The organism is Mesorhizobium sp. P2_C4, assembly GCF_056404575.1.
This window is the reverse complement of record NZ_JBFUDT010000002.1, coordinates 52,197-70,154: the sequence shown is the minus strand read 5'-3', so window position 1 is coordinate 70,154 and position 17,958 is coordinate 52,197. Positions and strand designations below refer to the sequence as shown.

Sequence of the window (17,958 nt, the reverse complement as noted above, 5' to 3'; positions counted from 1 at the left end):
CGTCGCCCCTTTCCACGGTCTTCTCAAGGGCTGAGGTGAATCACCGCGCAACCATAGGCTTCGAGCTGCAGGGACCCTGCAGTCGGGTGACCGGTCAGCAGGTCGGTACCAGAGGGGACGCCCGGCACGGCGACCGGAATCTCCGTGGTGTTTTGGATGAACATCAGCTGGCGGTCTTCAGCCTCGCGGATCGACACCTCCACTCCGGCGGGCAATTCAGGCAGCAAGGGCGCGACACCGGCCTGGGCAAGAACGACATCGGCAATGGCTTCGGCAAGCTCTGAAGTAAGATAGGTGCCGACATAGACGACGCGGCCTTTGCCGAGTTGCCGGGAGGTGATCGCCGGCTGTCCGGCGCAAAAACGACCTGACCACGCGCCGAGCACCTCGGTGTCCGGCTCGATCTCGAGAAGTTCGTAGAGATGCGCGGCCTCGAACTGCCTGTTGCCGAAGGTGAAGTGATACTTGCGCTCCGCCGATGAGGCCGGCAGAGGCGTTGGCGGCACATGAGCGCCCATCGCGGCCTGGCGGAACAAGGGAAACAGTCCCATGCCGCCCGTCGGGACGAGGCGGCCGAATTCGGCGACCCTGACGCCGCTGAGCACCGAAAGATCGTGCCCGGGTGCCTGTTCTCGAACGATGTGGTTGTTGTCGTCCCTTGTGCCGGTCAACGCCGACAGGATCAGCGTGCCGCCATTGCGGACGAAGGTCTCGACCGCAGCATTCCATTCCTGCTTCCACATCACCCAATGCGGAACATAGAGTGCTTTTAGTCGGGACAAGTCGTCTTCGGGGTGGATGAAGCCGCAGGCTATGCCGTTCTGGTAGCAGTACCGGTGCATAAGCGTGGCGTCTTCGAGCGGGCTCGGCAATCCCATCGGATAGGTCTTGTGCGCCTCCTGGTTGTCGAAGTCGGCGCCGGCGATGCCGATGTCCATCCGAACGACCGTCCCCAGGATCTGGTCCTTTATGCTAGCGATCTCGTGGAAGAAGCGGCTTGCCTCGTCATAGCGGCGGCGCGGCACATCGTCGTGATCGATGACGCCCATCCAGTAGATCTCGGCACCGAAATGCGCCGGGCGCCAGCGGAAGAACATGATGCCGTCGGCGCCGCGCGCCACCGACGTCATCGCCATACGGCGCATCTCGCCCGGCTCTGGGGTCATGGTTGAAAAGCCCGGCTGACTGCCGAAGCCAGAGGCCTGCTCCGGCACGATGTAGTTGCCGGTATAGGAGCGGCAGACGTCCAGATGCAGCGCCTGTGTGGCCGCATGTCCGCCGGTGCGCCGCATTTCATCGTATAGCATCGGGTAGATGTCGAAGCCGATGAAATCGAGGTCTTGTCCGAACTGGCCGCGGAAATCGATGTCGACGAGCTGGCCGAGATTGTGGAAGACGAACCAGTCCGGATTGGTGGCACGCAGGATCTCGACCTGATCGTGCTGGAAGGCAGCCGTCGCCGCAGCCAGGAAGCGGTGGTAGTCCTGCACATGGCCGGGGCTCGGATAGGACGGCATCAGCGGCCGCGGCAGCTCGATCTGGGAGAAATCGTCATAGGCCGTCGCCCAGAAATGGCCGCCCCAGGCGAAGTTCAGGGCGCCGATCGCATCATATTTCTGCTGCAGGAATTTCTGGAACTCCAGCCGTGTGGCGCCCGAATAGGATTCCGAGACAGTGGTGTTGAGCTCATTGTCGGTCTGCCAGCCGATGACGCGAGGATTGTTCTTGTAGTGCTCGGCCATGGCGCGCGTGATGCGGCGGCTGTGGGCGCGGAATACCGGGCTGGTGGTGTCGGCGTGCTGACGCGATCCGTGGCTTGTCGGGTGGCCGTTGACGTCGACCCGCAACACCTCGGGATAGTTGACGGTCAGCCAGCGCGGCGGCGTCGCGGTTGGCGTGCACATGATCGTGTCGATGCCTGCGGCGCTTAAAACCTCGATTGCCCGGTCAAACAGCCCGAAGTCGAACTTGCCCTCGCGGGGCTCGAAAATATGCCAGGCGAATTCGCCCATGCGGACCGTGTTGACGCCGGCTGCAGCCATGCGCTCGGCGTCGCGTTGCCACGAGCTTTCGTCGACATGTTCTGGGTAGTGCGGCGCTCCCAGCAAGAAGCGGTCGAGATTGAGTGGTCGCCAAACGGAAAGCGGGGCCGGTTTCTTGCGATGCATAGTCGATAGGCTTTCAAATTCAGGGGTCAGGCTGTCGGTAGAGGTTTGCGCGGCGTGAGCGTGCGGCCATCGGGACCGAACAGATATGCGTCGCCGATCGCGAAGCCGATCTTCAATGGAGCTCCGATGCTCACCGGGGAGACCTTGTTGAGCTGGACTGTAAAATTCCCGGTGCCGCTGTCCGAGTTGACCGTCTCAAGCGGAGAGGCGTCGAGATAGAGAACGGTTTCTCGACCCAGATGTTCGGCCAGCCGCACCTCGCCGCCAAATATGGCCGCTTCCCCCGCCGAGTGCTCGACGATCCGCAGATGCTCGGGTCGAACGCCAACGGTTGTTCCGGCGCCGACGGAGAGACCTGTCGTGTCAGCGCTTTCGAAGGAGATTGTCGAGGCGCCCTCCAACGTCACCTTGACGCTGCTCCCGCGAATGTCGGCCACCCGGGCTTCCACGAAGTTCATGCGCGGGGCACCGAGAAAGCCGGCGACAAAGATGTTCGCTGGGTTGGCATAGAGTTCGAGAGGCGAGCCGACCTGCTCAATCTGTCCTTTGTTCAGCACCACGATCCTGTCGGCCATGGTCATGGCCTCGACCTGGTCATGGGTGACGTAGATCATGGTGGAACCGAGCTGGCTGTGCAGCGTCGACAGTTCGACGCGCATCTGGGTGCGCAGTGCCGCGTCAAGGTTCGACAAAGGTTCGTCGAACAAGAAGACCTCCGGCGAACGCGTGATCGCACGGCCGATTGCAACGCGCTGGCGTTGTCCGCCAGACAGTTGCTTCGGGCGCTTGTCGAGCTGTTCTTCCAGACGAAGGATCTGGGCCGCGCGATTGACGGCGGCGTCGATCTCCGGCTTCGGCCGCTTGGCCATCCTGAGGCCGAAACCCATGTTCTCGGCCACCGTCATGTGCGGGTAGAGCGCATAGGACTGGAACACCATCGCGATGCCGCGATCGCCGGGTTCTTCCTTGGTGACATCGCGGCCGTTGATGACAATCTGGCCAGTGTTGATGGTCTCAAGTCCGGCGATTGTCTTCAGCAAGGTCGACTTTCCGCAACCGGACGGTCCGACCATGACGACGAATTCGCCCTTTTCGATCTTCAGGTCGATGGTCTTCAGAGCGTGATAGCCGACATAGTGCTTGTCGACCTTGCGCAATTCCACGCTGCTCATTGCCAGGCGCCTTTCCGTGTTTGCGGGTTGCGTCCCATGCCACCCGATGTGGATTTCCGGCCGTTTCCAAACATCACCCCTTCACCGCCCCCATGGTCAGGCCGCTGATGAAGTGTTTTTGCATCAGGAAGAACATCACGACCGGCGGCAGGGCGACGAAGATCGTTGCCGCCGACACGATGTTCCAGGCGGATGTCCATTCGCCGCGCAGATTGTTCAGCCCGGCCGTGACGGGTTTGACCGCGTCGCTCTGGGTCAGAACAATCGCCCAGAAATAGTCGTTCCAGACGAAGGTGAAGGTGAGGATGGCGAGCGCGGCCAGCGCCGGCCGTACCAGGGGAACCACCACATGGCGCAGCACCTGGTATGGCGACGCACCCTCGGCGCGTGCCGCCTGGAACAATTCGCCCGGCAAGGCGGCGATGAAGTTGCGCATGAACAGCGTCGCAAAGCCGGTCTGGAAGGCGACGTGGAATATGATCAACGCGTAGATGGTGTCATAGAGACCGAGCCTCACCATCAGGTCGCGCACAGGGATCATCATGACCTGGGCCGGCAGGAAATTGCCGCCGACGAACAGCGCGAAAATGAGATTTGACCCGCGGAACGGATAGCGGGACAGAACGAAGCCGGTCAATGTCGACAGGATCAGGACGCCGATCACTGCGGGAATGGTGATCAGCAGGCTGTTGAGAAAGAAGCGCAGCATTGCGGTCTGCTCGAACACCGCGGTGTAGTTCTCGACCAGGCTGAATTTCTGCGGCCAGCCCCAGTAATTGCCCGCCATCAGCTCCTCGTTGGAGCGGATCGACGTCAGCATGACGGCAAGCAGCGGCACCAGCCAAAGCGCGACGACGAGGGTTACGCCACCGACGTAAAGCGCACGCTGGATTTTGGCGTCTTCGGGAATGGGGCGCGGATACATCAGGCGTTACTCCGTTCGGCCTTGATGAGGCCGTGAAGGTACCAGGCGATGAAGGCGGTCATGATCACGAAGAGAACGGTGGCGATCGCCGCGCCGTAGCCGAAGCGATAGGAAAAGATCGATTCCTCGTACATCTGGTAGGCGAGCACCGTCGAGGAACCGTAAGGGCCGCCACTGGTCATGACGGCGACCATGTCGAAGGAGCGCAGGGCGCCGATGACCGTCACCGCGATGGCGATGAAGCCGACCTGCGACAGTTGCGGCAGCACCACATGGCGCAGCATGGGCCAGCCGCGTGCGCCGTCGACGCGTCCGGCGCCGATCAGGTCATCGTTGAGATTGTTCAGCCCGGCCAGGAACAGCACCATGCAGAAGGCGATCTGCGGCCAGAGGCCCGCGGCGGCAACCGCGAAGGTGGCGAAGTTTTCGTCGGACAAGAGCGCCGGCGCGGTGCCGCCGAACAGACCGAAGATCAACTGCAGCAGTCCATAGGTGGGATCATAGACCCAGCCGAAAACGACGCCCACGGTCACCGTAGCCAGTACCAGCGGGACAAAGAACAGCGACTTCAAGATGCGCATGCCGCCAATCTGCTGGTTGACGATCAACGCCAGCGCCAGGCCGATCGGTGGCGCCAGCATGAAGATCACCAGCCAGATGACGTTGTTCTTCAGCGAGACGTAAAATTGCGGGTCGTCTGCCAGCTCGACATAGTTGGCGACACCAACCCAGTTCTTCGGGCCGATGCCGTCCCATTCATGCAGGGAGATCCAGATCGTCTCCAGTGAGGCGGCGAGGATCACCGCACTGAACAAGGCGAGGCCTGGCAGGAGGAACAAAGCCGGCGTCAACCAATGACGATTTCGGCGCCAAAAGTGTTGCATTGGATTCATCCAAAAAAGGGGCGGGAACAGCCCTAAAGCGCGTCGCGTTTAAGCGGCTTCAGCCGACGCGCTTAAGTCTTTGCTTTGTGCATGTCGTTGTCCCAAAACCGCCGCGCACTTTTGGGCGACATGCACTGGACTGCTCCCGCCATGCCCCGGGAGGACTAGCCGAAAATTCTCTTGCGGGTCTTTTCCAGCCGCGCGAGAATCTGGTCGCGCCGTTCAGGCTTGACCATGAACTCCTGAAGCCCCGTCATGCCTTCCTGCGCCATATCAGGATCGGTATCGCGATCGTAGTATTGTGACGTGCCGACCACTTTCTTCAGTTCCTCGACGGCGGCGTTTACCAGCGGATCCTTGCTGGGTGGGCAGTCGTTGCGCGGCGGGATGGCGCCCTCGGCGGCGAGGAAAGCCGCCAGATTTTCCGCCTTGTAGAAATAGGCGAGGAATTCGCGCGCGCCTTGCTTGTTCTTGGCATTGGCAGGGACATGCACGGAGTTGACCGAAAAATCCTCATACCTGGCGACGCCGGGGACGATTTCGGGAAATGGCGCGTAGGCGAGTTGCGGGATGTCCGCCTCTGGGAAGGCGGACCTGACGAAACCACCGAGATCCATCATGGCGGCTTTCTTCTGCGCCAGCGCAGCACCTGCCTGTTCCCAACCGAAGGAACTGTGGTTGGGCGAGAAGAAACCGGCCTTGAGCAGGTCGTTCCATTTGTCGAAGACCGGCGTCAGCATCGGATCGGTGTACTGGACCGTGCCGTCCATCAGGGCGATGTGCTTGTCGAGGCCATTGATGCGCAGGTTCATGTGGTCGAGCCAGCCGCCCGCCGGCCACAGTTCTTTCGTGCCCATGCTCATCGGGATCATGCTTGCGGATTTCGCCGCCTCGCCAAGGGCGAGAAATTCGTTCCAGGTCTTCGGTGGCGTCCAATTGTGTTCGGCAAAGACGTCCTTGCGGTAGAACAGGCCCCAAAGCAGGCCGCCCATGGGCAGACCGTACTGCTTGCCATCGACGGTGACCGCATTCGTCGTGGCGCCAAGCACGTCTTTGTAGTTCTCGTGGGCGAACAGGTCGGAGATGTCGTCGAACAGGCCTTTCTTGACGAAGGCCTTCATGCGGTTTCCCGAGAACCAGAAGCAAATGTCGGGGGCACCAACGACGAGATAGCTGCGGATTGCAGTCTTGTGCGCCTCATGGTCCATGTTGTTGATGGTAACCTTGGCGCCAGACGCCTTCTCGTATTCGCCTGCCAGCCGCAGCAGCACATCGCGCTGAGCCGCATTGCCAATGTTGGAGATGATGGTGATTTCCTGCGACTGCGCCAGGGCCGGCAAGCAAAGGCCCCCGGTGGCAGATGCGGCGAGAGCGGCGCCGGTGCCCTTCAGGAAGCGGCGCCTTGTCGTGAACAGAGTCGTAGCGGTGATGGCCATGGCTTTTATCTCCTCCCTGAGAACAGCCGGATTCCAATTGAACCGAGGCCAGTCGTAGCGTATGCAGGCGAGGCAGGTCAATACTTAATTTACAAAATTAACAATGAGGCGGGAATGAAACTCAAAGGTGACCAGCAGACTTCGCGTTCGATCAATCGTCGACTGATCCTCAACCTGCTGCGAAGGGAAGGGGCGATCAGCCGCGCCGAGATCGCCGCCATCACCGGATTGAGCCCGGCGGCGGTGACGTTCGTCGTTTCCGACCTGTTGACCGAGAACATCCTGGTCGAGGGAGAAGCCAGCGTCGGAGCGCCGGGGCGGCGGCCCATCCCGATCAACATCAACTATGCGGGTCGCCTCGTTGTCGGGTTCAAGCTGATGGTCGGTGCGATCGATTGCGTGCTGACTGACCTCGCCACGACGCCTCTTGTCTCCAAGCAGGTCGCAGTACCAGATCAGTCACCGCAAGGCGTGGTCGATGCCTGTGCCGCTGCCGTCAAGCAATTGCTTACGGATCGCGGTGCGCCAATCGGCGCGCAACTCAGCGGCATCGGCATCGCGGTGCCCGGCGTCATCGACAATGGCGTCTGCCGGCTCAGTCACCGGTTCGGCTGGACCGACGTGCCGATTGCGGCCATGCTCGCCGACCTCGTGAATGTGCCTGTCTGGGCCGACGACGACACCAACGCATTCGCGCTGGCGCAGCAATTGTTCGGCCTCGGCCGACATCACCGCACTGTCGGCGCGCTGGCGATCGGCGCCGGCATCAGTTGCGCCGTGGTGGTCGACGGCGCCGTGCATCACGGCGCGAATGGGGCCGCGGGCAAGATGGGCCACTCCATCTACGATGCGAATGGCCCACTATGCGAGTGCGGCCGCCACGGATGCCTTCAGACGTTTTTCTCCGAGCCGGCATTGGTGAAGCGGTGGCGTGAGGCGAAAGGCCTGTCCCGCGACGTTGACCGCTACGATATGCTCGAAGCGGCCAAGGCCGGCGACGAGACGGCGGTGAATTTGTTGCGCGAAGCGGGCGAGGGCATCGGCAGGTTCCTGGGCGGCTTCTGCAACATCATCGATCCGGAGGTCATCGTCGGTGGCGGCGAAGCCGTCAGCTTCGGCGACTATCTCTTCGAGCCGATGCGCAACGCGCTGGGGCGTTACGCCATGTGGGCGCCGCCGCCGATCACGCCGGACTGGGCCGACGATTCCTGGGCGCGTGGCGCCGCTGCCCTTGCTACCCAGAGGCTTTTCGACTTCGAAAGCCGGCCAGGCGAAATCAGGGTCGTTGTTTAGGCGAGAAACCTGTTCAAGTCTGGCAGCGGTGGCCTGGGCTGTTCAAATCCAGCGCCGCACTCTTTTGGCGTAGTCGCGGTACTTCTTGCCGAATTTGGCCGCCAGCACCTTTTCCTCGCCCTCGATCGCGAGCTTTTGCGTTGCGAAGGCCGCGATCAGGGCCAGTGGCAGAAACCATGCGATGCCCGAGACGAAGGCGACGCCGATCAACAGCAGCGTGTTGGCGAGATACATCGGGTTGCGCGTGATGCCGAAAGGGCCTGACGTCACCAGATGGTCCGGCACGGCGTTCGGGTTGAACGTCGTCTTGGCTCGCATCATGCTGCGGATGGCGGTGAACCAGAGTGCGGCGACGCCGAACAGCGCCACCCAGCCGGCGGCAAAAAGCAGATCGCCCGCAATGTCGCCGATCCATGGCAGCGGGTAGAGCAGGCCGAGCGCGATGCTGATGGCGATGGCCGCGACATAGATCAGCGGCGGCCATGGTATGCGCCCGGGTTTCGGCTGACTGTCGGTCATTGCTGCCCTCCCTCTATCATCGAGCTCTCGGTCTTGGCGGTGCAGGTGCCGGCGAGATCGCTAAGATGCGCCTTGAACTCCGGGGTCTGGTCGCCATTGTAGAGCCGATCGAATGTTGCCTCGCCTTGCAGCGTATCCAGCATGCACACACAATAGCTGGCGCAGAACTCCGTGTCGCGCTGCTGCTCGCAGGATACCTGGCACTGTTTCAGGAAGATCACTTCCCTGGTTTCCACCGGCGCCGGCATGATCTGCGAGAACAGCCAGACACAGCCAAACAGCAGCGGCTGATGGATCAGATAGAAAGCCAGGCTGTGACGGCCGATGAAGATCAGCGGGTTGGCCCATCGTCCGGGCGTGAGCGTCGCCAGCCGCGCCAGCACGCCTGACGTGGAAGCGAGCTTTGTTGCGGCGATGCCGATAAGTACGGCGCCGAACCATGGCAAGACGGGCACATAGTCGTTGGAGCGCGGGTTGATCGCCGACAGGCCGACCCACCACAGAGCAGGGTGGTCGAACATTTCGAATCTGAGATAGACCGGTGCGGCGATCACGATCGCCGCCACGAGCAAGGTCAGCAATGACGGCAGGCGCAGGAACAAAAGGCCAAGCAGGCTGGCCAGCGCGATCTCGTGCAAGATGCCGAAGAAGATGAAGCTGTCCGGCGTGACGAAGTATGTAACCGCCGATATGGCGATCGCCGCAACGGCGACCATGGCAAAGCGTTTCCAGAAGCCGTTCCAGCGGATTTGCCGGCCATGGGCGAGAAACAGGCTGACGCCGACCAGGAACAGGAAGGTCGAGGCGATGCAGCGCGCGTAGATCTTCCACCAGCCGAAGGCGGTCAGGCCGGGATCGGTGTAGTGGAAGTTCTCCAGATCCCAGGTGAAGTGGTAGCTCGCCATGGCGATGAGCGCGATGCCGCGCACGATGTCGATGGCGACGATGCGCTTCGGTTGATCCGGGACGGCGGCGGTCGGCGTATCTGTGCTCATGGTCTCGTAATTCTGATTCAGCCCTCAAGACGACTAGCACGGTTGCCCCGGACAAAAGAAGGCAGGCCGCAACACCGCATCAGAGCCTGCTTTAGGCCAGCACCGGAAAGCCTTTGGCCGGCTTCGCTTTTTGCCGTGAACGGGTCGGTTTCCTGTTACCGACACGGGGATGGCCACGCCAGATTGGCCTCGCGAATCTGCTTCGGGGAAAGCAATGTCCACCCATGTGCGCCATCCGATCTGGCTTCCGGCCTTGCGGCCGGCGGATGCGCGCACCTTTGCCTCGCTCTATGCGGCCGAGTCTTTCGCCCGCGCCACGGTATCGAGCGTCATCCCGATCCAGGCCTATGAGATCCTGCACAATGAGCAGATCGTCTCGATCCTCTACACCGTCGTGGCGATGCTCGGCCTGTCGGTGACGCTGTTCATGCCGATGCTGATCCGCCGCTTTGCCCGGCGTTGGGTCTACACCGCCGGCGCCTGCCTGCTGGCCGTCGGCTCGCTGTTCTTCGTCACCCACACGTTGGCCGGGCAATTGGCGGGCATGCTGTGCCGCGTCATGGGCGCCAGCGCGCTGTCGATCACACTCAACCTCTACATCATGGACCACATCCGCAAGACCGACTTCATGCAGGCGGAATCGCTGCGCATGGCGTGGTCGATGTTTGCCTGGACCGGTGGGCCGACGCTCGGCATCTTTCTCTACACACGCTTCGGCATCTATGCCGCGCATGGCGCGGTTGCCGGTTTTGCCATGATCCTGCTGGCGCTGTTCTGGACCTACCGGCTGGGCGACAACCCGTCGATCCGCCCGGGCAAGACGCGACCGGCCAATCCGCTTGCCAATATCGGCCGCTTCGTCGCCCAGCCGCGGCTCAGACTGGCCTGGCTGATCGCCTTCGGCCGTTCCTGCTTCTGGACGACGTTCTTCGTCTACGGGCCACTGTTCATGGTCATCACCGGCGAGGGCAAGCTGGCCGGCGGCCTGCTGGTTTCGGCAGGCAATGCGCTTTTGTTCATGGCGATCTTCTGGGGCAAGGCGGGAAAACGCTTCGGTGGCCGGCGCACCATGACGTTCGCCTATTTCGCCATGTCGGCGATGCTGTTGGCGGCCGGTGCGGTCGGCGAAACGGTGCCGCTGCTCACCGGCGGGTTTTTACTCTGCGGCGCGTTTTTCACCATCGCGCTCGATGCACTGGGCTCGACCGCCTTCATGCGCTCGGTGCGCTCCTATGAGAGGGCGCAGATGGCGGCGGTCTATCGCACCTATCTCGATTTTTCCGAGCTGACGCCGCCGCTGGTCTATTCGGTGGTGCTGGCGTTCTTCGGCCTGGGTTCGGTGTTCGCGACGCTCGGCCTGCTGGCGGCGGTCTGCGGTTTTGTCACGTGGCGGTATCTGCCGAAATCGCTTTAGTCGGCCTTGATAATTCTACTCCGGCGGACATCTGTCGCGATTTTCTCCGCTTCCGGTGCTCACGGACCCAAAAGTCCGCTGCGCGCCGGTTCTCGAAAACCGCTCCATATGCCTCGCCGGAGCGAATTATGAAGGCTGACTAGGCGGTTGTTTCAACCGCCGCGTGCCGCTCACGCACCCAGTTGTGGAAGCGGTGCAGGTCGTATTCCTCGGGCATCAACACGCCGGTCTGGTGGCGCAGCGAGCGCAGGCCTTTCTGGTTGACCTCGCAGATCGCGGCGTCTTCCTCCAGCACCTGCCTGCCGAAGGCGACGATGTTGTCTATGTCGGCCTGGGGTGCCGCCAGCGCTTCGGGCGAAAAAAGCCATTCGGCGGTGAGTTCGGTCTGTTCGGGGCCAAGCGGCACCAGCCGCACCGTCCTGACATAGTCGACATGGCCGACGATGAACATCGACGGCAGTGACGTGGCGTAGGTCTGGCCGGCGGCGCGCTCGGCCGGCGTCAGCCCGGCAAACACCGGGCCATGCGCCTGCCCGTCGCGCGACCATGTCTCGGCGCCGGCGCGCAGGCCGCCGGAGAATTCCGGCGCGTCATTGTCGGCATGGCGAACCCAATCCGGATCGTCGTGCCGCCCCATCAGGCCGCGGCCATAGATCGGCACCAGCCGTGACAGGTCCTTGTGGACGCCGGGGCAATGCAGGCACTCGTTGAAGTTCTCCCAAAAGATCTTCCAGTTGCAGTTCATCACCTTCTTCAGCACGTGGCCGCTGACCAGCGTTTCCAGCGGCCAGTTGGCGAGATTGCCGGATGCAGGATCAAAGGATGTTTGCGCCGAACCGTCGGCGTCCTCCTGCAAATTGACGAAGACAAAACCGCGCCACACCGAGAGCGCCACGCGGTAGAGCGGATGATCGGCTTTGTCGAAACCTTCGGGCAGCGAATTCGAGGGTACGCGCACGAGATCGCCGCGCAGCGAATAGGACCAGGCGTGATAGGGGCAGGTGATCAGCCGCGCCTTCAGCCGGCCTTCGCTTTCCTGGCAAAGCTGCGAGCCGCGATGCCGGCAGGTGTTGTGGAAAGCGCGCAACACGCCGGTGTCGTCGCGCAGCACGACGATCTCCTGCGTTCCGACGCGGAACGTGCGGAACGCCAGCGGCTGGGCAAGGTCGGTCTCGCGGCAGACCAGCAGCCAGTTTTTGTACCAGATGGCCTCGAGATCGCGTTGATAGGCGTTTGCATCCCAATAGGCCGACGACGGCAGCGTCGATTCGGCCCGGGTCAGGCCGTTATAGGGATCGCGCTCGCCGGGGTCGGGTTGCATGGCTGGCTTCCTGTGATGCGCCAGCCGACACCCCGGCAAATCGTTTGTCAATTCTGGCGACGGCATTTGGCGCGCCACGGCATTGCCGGTTTCCAACGCGATGCCTAATCATGTCCTTGAACAAGAGGATTGAGAATTGGCTGCACGACAGATGTCGCTCACGCCGGAACTGGTCGCGCGCTGCTGGCGCGCGATCGAGGATACAGGTCCGGATCCGGATGCAGGGCACCTGGATGATGGCGACTATGACGCGTTGGTGGACGCATTGCAGGCGGAACTCCCTGACTCGGAACCGCTGTGGCTGTTCGGCTACGGCTCGCTGATCTGGAAACCCGAAATCGATCATATCGAGGAGCGGGTGGCCCTGGTGCGCGGTTGGCACCGGTCTTTTTGCATGAACATGACGCGCTGGCGCGGCACCAAGGATAGCCCCGGCCTGATGATGGCGCTGGACCGTGGCGGACAGTGCAAGGGCGTCGCCTTTCGGCTTAACGACGGTGATCGCCGCCAGCAGCTCGACAAGCTCTTGCGGCGCGAAGTGACACTAAAGCCGACAAGCTACCATCCCCGCCTGCTCAACCTGGGAAGCGACAACGGCCCGATAAAGGCGCTGGCGTTCGTCATCAACCGCAATGGCCTCACCTATTCCGGACCGCTCGCCGAAGAAAGGGTCGTCGAACGGCTGGCGACGTCCTGTGGACACTGGGGCTCAGGCGCCGACTATCTCTACAACACGGTGAAAAACCTGGAAGAACGCGGCATTCACGATCGCCATCTATGGCGGCTGCAGCGCCTCGTTGCCGAGCGGATCGCCGCGTCCGCAGCTTAACGCCAGGGTGGCGCATTCGCGCTGGTAACCGGCGGAATTTGGTTTGCCGGGCGCTGCGATTTTGCCTATAGTCGCCAGCTGTCGTCGGTTCCGTTTGGAGCCAAGAGGGAATGCGGTGCGGGCTGAGTTGTTGCCCAATGCCGTGGCTGCCCCCGCAACTGTGTGCGGTAGTCCTCTCCATATGCCACTGAAGATTTTTCTTCGGGAAGGTGGGGAAGGGCGCTGATCCGCGAGCCAGGAGACCTGCCGGCGACAGGGACACTGACTTCTATGCCCTCGGGTGGAGGGCGAAAGGACAAGACATGAATACCGCTTCCGTCTCTCTCGGCGCTTCCGTTTCCTCGCAGTCGCGCTTCATGCAGCTGGTGCTTACTGCATTTCTCGGCCTGTTCGTTGTCGGTGTTGTCGGCTTCTCGCATATCGATGTGGTCCACAACGCCGCGCACGATTATCGCCACTCGATGGCGTTTCCCTGCCACTGACGAGGAATTGACATCATGAACCTGTTTCGCAACGTCGTGTTCATCGCGGCGATCGCCGGGCTCGTGGCTGGCGTCGTTCTCGCCTGCATGCAGGCCTTTGCTACCGACCCCCTGATTTACCAGGCCGAAGTTTTTGAGAAGGCTGGCGGCCACCAGCACGATCATGCTGCGGCACCGGCCGCCAGCACCACCAATGCTATGAGCAGCGCCGCACCGGCGGAAAACACCATGAGCTCAGCCGCACCAGCGCCTGCTGAGGCGGCGGCTCCGATGGAAGACGAAGGCTGGGCACCGGCCGATGGCTTCGAGCGCTTCGCTTTCAGTGTCGTCGCCAATATCGTCACCGGCATCGGCTTCGCGCTGATTCTGGTCGCGGTTTCCGAGTTCGCTGGCGGTATCGGTAGCTGGCGCCAGGGCTTGTTCTGGGGCCTGGCCGGCTTTGCCGCGTTCACGCTGGCACCGGGCCTAGGCCTGCCGCCGGAACTGCCGGCAATGCCGGCAGCCGACCTCATGCAGCGCCAGATCTGGTGGTGGGCGACGGTGGCGGCGACAGCGGCTGGCCTGGGCCTTCTCGCCTTCCGCAAATCGCTGCCGTTGGCGATCCTTGCCGTGGCTTTGATCGTGGCGCCACATATTGTCGGTGCGCCGCAGCCGGACAGCTTCGTGACAGCAATCCCGGAAGGCCTGCACCATCAGTTCGTGGTGGCGGTTACGGTGACCAATCTGGTGTTCTGGCTGGTGCTTGGTGCTGCCGTTGGCGTGGTGCGCGGACGCTTCACGGGAACGGCAACTAGCCTGCGCGACAGCTTTGCCTGATCCTGCTGCCCTCCGTGCGGAACTGACCTTCATCATCGGCGGTGCGCGCTCCGGCAAGAGCGCGCACGCCGAAAGACTGGTGACGGCAGGCGCTGCGCCGTGGACCTATATTGCCACCGCAGAAGCCTATGACGAAGAAATGCGCCAGCGCATCGCTTTGCATCGCTCTCGGCGCGGCGAGGGCTGGACGACGGTCGACGCGCCACTCGATCTTGCCGGCGCGATCGGGGCGCTGCCCGACAATCAGCCGATCTTGATCGACTGCCTGACGCTGTGGCTGACCAACCATATGCTGGCCGAGCATGACCTTGACGCAGAATGCCGAGGGCTGGCGGAGGTGCTGTCGCGACCGCGCGGACCGTGGTTTGTTGTTTCCAACGAAGTCGGCCAGGGCATCGTGCCCGACAACGCGCTCGCGCGCCGGTTTCGCGATGCGGCCGGCCGCCTCAACCAGCAGGTCGCTTCGGTCGCCGATACGGTGCTGCTGATGGTGGCGGGACTGCCGCTCAAGGTGAAATGAGATGCCAGATATCAAGCACGATGGGATCGATGCCAAGGACGAAGAGCGCCACCGCGCCAAGATGGTCAAGCGCAAGGCGGTGCAGGATGCCGAGGTTGCCGCCAAGACGGTCGAGAAGGGGCTTTTGATCGTCAACACCGGTCCCGGCAAGGGCAAGACCACTGCCGCCTTCGGGCTGGCGCTGCGCATGCTCGGCTACGGCAAGCGCGTCGGTGTCGTCCAGTTCATCAAGGGCAAATGGCACACCGGCGAAAAGGACGCCTTTGCCACCTTCGGCGACCGCGTCGTCTGGCACGCGATGGGCGAGGGGTTTACCTGGGAGACGCAGGACCTGAAGCGCGACATCGCTGCCGCCGAGGCTGCCTGGGCCAAGGTGCTCGAGCTGATGGGCGACGCTTCCATCAGCCTGCTGGTGCTCGACGAGTTGAACATCGCGCTGCGCTACGACTATCTCGATCTCGACACGGTGGTCGCGGCACTGAAGGCGCGGCGCGAAGGCCTGCATGTCGTCGTCACCGGCCGCAACGCCAAGCCGGCGCTGGTCGAGGCCGCCGACCTGGTCACCGAGATGGGCGTGACCAAGCATCATTTCGCGGCGGGTGTGAAAGCGCAGCAGGGGATAGAGTTCTGAGGGTGACGCCGCTCAGAACGTCACCGCGATAAGGATCGCCGAGAGCAATCCGAACAACCCAATCAGCAGATAGTCGGCGATTTGATAAAGCCTCAGCGCCCGTCTGATATCCACGCTATCCGCCTCGCGCCGTCCGCCTTCGCCCATGAAGGCATCTTCAACGACGACACCGCCATAGCTGCGCGGCCCGGCCAGTGCCAGGCCGAGCGCACCGGCCATCGCCGCCTCCGGCCAGCCGGCATTGGGCGAGCGATGTTTTTTCGCGTCGCGCCGCATGGCTGTCCAGGCGTTGCGGGGATCGGCGCCGCTGACCAGAAATGCGGCGAGCACGATCAACAGCGCGGTCAGCCTGGAGGCCGGCAGGTTGATGAAATCGTCAAACCGGGCAGCCGCCCGGCCGAAGGCCTCGTGGCGCGGCGTGCGATGGCCGATCATCGAATCGGCAGTGTTGGCGGCCTTGTAGGCGACGCCGCCCGCCAGGCCGCAAACACCAGTCCAGAAGGCGGGTGCGACGATGCCGTCGGAAAAATTCTCAGCCAGGCTTTCGATTGCGGCACGGGCGACGCCGGGTTTGTCGAGCCTTTCCGGATCGCGGCCGACAATGCGCGCAACCGCGATACGACCCAAGGCCAGACCGCCGGTGTCGAGTGCATCGGCCACCGCCTCGACATGCTCGGTCAGGCTCTTCTGCGACAGCAGCGACGTTGCCAGAATGGCGGTGATGACCATGCCCGTGGGAAATATCTGCCAGAGTGCGATTTGCAGCACAAAGGCGATTGCCGCCGGCACCAGCACGATGACCAGCAACGCCAGGACGCCCCGCCGGCGACGCAGTGCGTCGGAATCAGTGGCGCGGTTGAGCCTGCGGTCGAGAAAGGATATCAGCCTGCCGAACCAGGTGACGGGATGGCCGATGGCGCGGAACAGCCAGTCCGGGTAGCCCAGGACACGTTCAATAGCCAATGACAGGAAGGCGATCAGGATCGACATGAAGCTTCTTGAAGGAGCGATTGCTGCCGTGGATCACGGCGGGAGCCTTGGCCGGGCGAGCGCGCTCTTCCCTCACGCGCCACAGCCTTTTGTCGACCTCTCGACAGGTATCAATCCGCACTCCTACCCGCTTTTCGAGCTGCCCGCCACCGCTCTGTCGCGATTGCCGGAAGCCGCGCGCGCCCATGAACTGGCCAGGATAGCGGCGAGTGCCTATGGCGCGCCGTCCGCAGCCAATATCGTGCTGGCCCCGGGCACGCAGATCCTGTTGCCGCGCGTCGCGTCGCTGGTCAGCGCCGGCAAGGCGCTGGTGCTCGGACCGACCTATGCCGAACATGCGCGGGCAGCCGCGATCGCCGGCCATTCGGTCGTGGAGGTCGAAGATTTCGAGGTGCTGGCAGGTGCCGACCTCGTCATCGTCGTCAACCCCAACAATCCGGACGGGCGCGTCATAGATCGCGAAAGGCTGCTGCAGCTTGCGGCAAGATTGCGCGCCAGGGGCGGGCTTCTGGTCGTCGACGAGGCCTTCATGGATGTCGGTCCGCGCGCCGAAAGCTTGGCGGGAGATGTCGACCAGGGCGGGATCGTCGTATTGCGCTCCTTCGGCAAGTTCTTCGGCCTGGCCGGCCTGCGGCTTGGCTTTGCATTGACTGATGTACGAACGGCCGAACGGCTGGACGCGCAATTCGGGCCGTGGGCGGTTGCCGGCCCGGCGCTCGAATATGGTATCCGGGCGTTGGCCGATAGCGGTTGGCAGGCCGCGATGCGCGCGACGCTGGAGACGGAGGCACAGCGGCTGGATGCCTTGTTCGGCCGTTTCGGCGTTCCGGTCGTCGGCGGCACTACGCTGTTCCGCTATCTCAGGCTGGTGGACGCCGCGGGCCTGTTTTCGGCGCTTGGCGCGCGCGGCATCCTGCTTCGCCATTTTGCCGACCGGCCGTATGTGCTGCGCGCCGGCCTGCCCGGAAGTCAGGAGGAATGGCAGCGGCTCGAATCGGCACTTGCCGATTGGGCGCACAAGCGCGACGCTGGCGCCAAGGAGATCGCGCGATGATGATCCATGTCTGTTCGCTGGCAAAAGTCGATGAAACCGTAGCCAGAACCGGCGCCGAGCGGCTGCTTTCCCTGCTGGCGGCGGGAACTGAGGTGGTGCGCCCGGCCGCTATCGCCAAGGAAAATCACCTGCATCTGGTCATGCATGACATTGCCGTGGCGCAGGAAGGCATGACCATGCCGGGCGAAGAGCACGTGCGCAATTTGCTCGGCTTCGCCCGCCAATGGGATCGCGTGAAGCCGATGGTCGTGCATTGCTATGCCGGCATCAGCCGGTCGACTGCCTCGGCCTACATCATCGCCGCGGCGTTGGCGCCGATGCGCGACGAGGTCGAGCTGGCGCAGACGCTGCGCGCACTGTCGCCGTCGGCGACACCCAATCCGCGATTGATAGCGGTCGCCGATGCGCTGCTCGAGCGCAACGGCCGCATGATCGAAGCGATCGAGGCGATCGGGCGCGGCGCTGACGCCTTTGAAGGCACACCCTTCGCGCTGAAGATCGACGGCTAG

Annotated in this window: 18 protein-coding genes and 1 riboswitch; of the genes, 9 read left to right on the top strand and 9 right to left on the bottom strand. The window is 62.9% G+C overall.

The window, feature by feature from the left end; all coding sequences use genetic code 11:
* Positions 1-23: 23 nt before the first annotated feature.
* From AC1DX6_RS06745 to AC1DX6_RS06725, 5 genes are all read right to left on the bottom strand, one after another.
* A complete protein-coding gene (locus AC1DX6_RS06745) occupies positions 24-2,168 on the bottom strand; it encodes a beta-galactosidase (RefSeq protein ID WP_477311971.1) in 2,145 nt (714 codons plus the stop codon).
* 26 nt (positions 2,169-2,194) lie between these two features.
* Entirely contained in the window at positions 2,195-3,340 is a 1,146-nt protein-coding gene (locus AC1DX6_RS06740; RefSeq protein WP_477311970.1) for an ABC transporter ATP-binding protein, read from the bottom strand.
* A gap of 73 nt (positions 3,341-3,413) precedes the next feature.
* The gene (locus AC1DX6_RS06735) at positions 3,414-4,265 is read right to left on the bottom strand and encodes a carbohydrate ABC transporter permease (RefSeq protein ID WP_477311969.1); all 852 of its coding nucleotides are present in this window, start codon (positions 4,263-4,265) and stop codon (positions 3,414-3,416) included.
* On the bottom strand, positions 4,265-5,149 hold the full coding sequence (locus AC1DX6_RS06730; RefSeq protein ID WP_477311968.1) for a carbohydrate ABC transporter permease: 885 nt from the start codon (positions 5,147-5,149) through the stop codon (positions 4,265-4,267). Before AC1DX6_RS06730 ends, AC1DX6_RS06735 begins: the two co-directional genes overlap by 1 nt.
* A 164-nt stretch (positions 5,150-5,313) precedes the next feature.
* Positions 5,314-6,585: an ABC transporter substrate-binding protein gene (locus AC1DX6_RS06725; protein ID WP_477311967.1), complete on the bottom strand. Its 1,272-nt coding sequence runs from the start codon at positions 6,583-6,585 to the stop codon at positions 5,314-5,316.
* Positions 6,586-6,699: 114 nt separating this feature from the next.
* Between AC1DX6_RS06725 and AC1DX6_RS06720 the strand changes: the two genes are divergently transcribed.
* Complete coding sequence (locus AC1DX6_RS06720; protein ID WP_477311966.1) at positions 6,700-7,878, top strand: ROK family protein; 1,179 nt, start codon at positions 6,700-6,702, stop codon at positions 7,876-7,878.
* A gap of 42 nt (positions 7,879-7,920) precedes the next feature.
* Here the strand turns inward: AC1DX6_RS06720 and AC1DX6_RS06715 are convergent, their stop codons facing one another.
* Both AC1DX6_RS06715 and AC1DX6_RS06710 read right to left on the bottom strand, forming a co-directional pair.
* Complete coding sequence (locus tag AC1DX6_RS06715) at positions 7,921-8,397, bottom strand: methyltransferase family protein (RefSeq protein WP_477311965.1); 477 nt, start codon at positions 8,395-8,397, stop codon at positions 7,921-7,923.
* A complete protein-coding gene (locus AC1DX6_RS06710) occupies positions 8,394-9,392 on the bottom strand; it encodes an acetyltransferase domain-containing protein (protein WP_477311964.1) in 999 nt (332 codons plus the stop codon). The genes AC1DX6_RS06715 and AC1DX6_RS06710 overlap by 4 nt, the downstream gene beginning before the upstream one ends.
* A 214-nt stretch (positions 9,393-9,606) precedes the next feature.
* Between AC1DX6_RS06710 and AC1DX6_RS06705 the strand changes: the two genes are divergently transcribed.
* On the top strand, positions 9,607-10,806 hold the full coding sequence (locus AC1DX6_RS06705; RefSeq protein WP_477311963.1) for an MFS transporter: 1,200 nt from the start codon (positions 9,607-9,609) through the stop codon (positions 10,804-10,806).
* A 139-nt stretch (positions 10,807-10,945) separates the two neighbouring features.
* On the opposite strand, the gene AC1DX6_RS06700 is transcribed toward AC1DX6_RS06705, so the two are convergent.
* The gene (locus AC1DX6_RS06700) at positions 10,946-12,127 is read right to left on the bottom strand and encodes an aromatic ring-hydroxylating oxygenase subunit alpha (protein WP_477311962.1); all 1,182 of its coding nucleotides are present in this window, start codon (positions 12,125-12,127) and stop codon (positions 10,946-10,948) included.
* A 151-nt stretch (positions 12,128-12,278) separates the two neighbouring features.
* On the opposite strand from AC1DX6_RS06700, the gene AC1DX6_RS06695 reads away from it, so the two are divergent.
* The 5 genes from AC1DX6_RS06695 (at position 12,279) to cobO (ending at position 15,405) form a co-directional block, all read left to right on the top strand.
* Positions 12,279-12,956, top strand: a complete 678-nt coding sequence (locus AC1DX6_RS06695) for a gamma-glutamylcyclotransferase (protein ID WP_477311961.1) — start codon at positions 12,279-12,281, stop codon at positions 12,954-12,956.
* A 68-nt stretch (positions 12,957-13,024) separates the two neighbouring features.
* Positions 13,025-13,221: riboswitch (cobalamin riboswitch) on the top strand.
* A gap of 37 nt (positions 13,222-13,258) precedes the next feature.
* Entirely contained in the window at positions 13,259-13,438 is a 180-nt protein-coding gene (locus AC1DX6_RS06690) for a CbtB domain-containing protein (RefSeq protein WP_477231387.1), read from the top strand.
* 15 nt (positions 13,439-13,453) lie between these two features.
* Positions 13,454-14,254 carry a CbtA family protein gene (locus tag AC1DX6_RS06685; protein WP_477311960.1) on the top strand — a complete coding sequence of 267 codons (801 nt, stop codon included), beginning with the start codon at positions 13,454-13,456 and terminating at the stop codon, positions 14,252-14,254.
* Between the two features lie 22 nt (positions 14,255-14,276).
* Positions 14,277-14,774, top strand: coding sequence for a bifunctional adenosylcobinamide kinase/adenosylcobinamide-phosphate guanylyltransferase (gene cobU, locus AC1DX6_RS06680; RefSeq protein WP_477313619.1), 498 nt, complete (start codon positions 14,277-14,279; stop codon positions 14,772-14,774).
* 1 nt (position 14,775) lies between these two features.
* Positions 14,776-15,405, top strand: coding sequence for a cob(I)yrinic acid a,c-diamide adenosyltransferase (gene cobO, locus AC1DX6_RS06675; RefSeq protein ID WP_477311959.1), 630 nt, complete (start codon positions 14,776-14,778; stop codon positions 15,403-15,405).
* Positions 15,406-15,417: 12 nt separating this feature from the next.
* On the opposite strand, the gene cbiB is transcribed toward cobO, so the two are convergent.
* Complete coding sequence (cbiB, locus tag AC1DX6_RS06670) at positions 15,418-16,395, bottom strand: adenosylcobinamide-phosphate synthase CbiB (RefSeq protein WP_477311958.1); 978 nt, start codon at positions 16,393-16,395, stop codon at positions 15,418-15,420.
* Here cbiB and cobD point away from each other — a divergent pair.
* Together cobD and AC1DX6_RS06660 are read left to right on the top strand one after the other, a co-directional pair.
* Positions 16,394-17,449 carry a threonine-phosphate decarboxylase CobD gene (gene cobD, locus AC1DX6_RS06665; RefSeq protein ID WP_477311957.1) on the top strand — a complete coding sequence of 352 codons (1,056 nt, stop codon included), beginning with the start codon at positions 16,394-16,396 and terminating at the stop codon, positions 17,447-17,449. The genes cbiB and cobD overlap by 2 nt on opposite strands.
* Positions 17,449-17,958: a tyrosine phosphatase family protein gene (locus AC1DX6_RS06660; protein WP_477313617.1), complete on the top strand. Its 510-nt coding sequence runs from the start codon at positions 17,449-17,451 to the stop codon at positions 17,956-17,958. Before cobD ends, AC1DX6_RS06660 begins: the two co-directional genes overlap by 1 nt.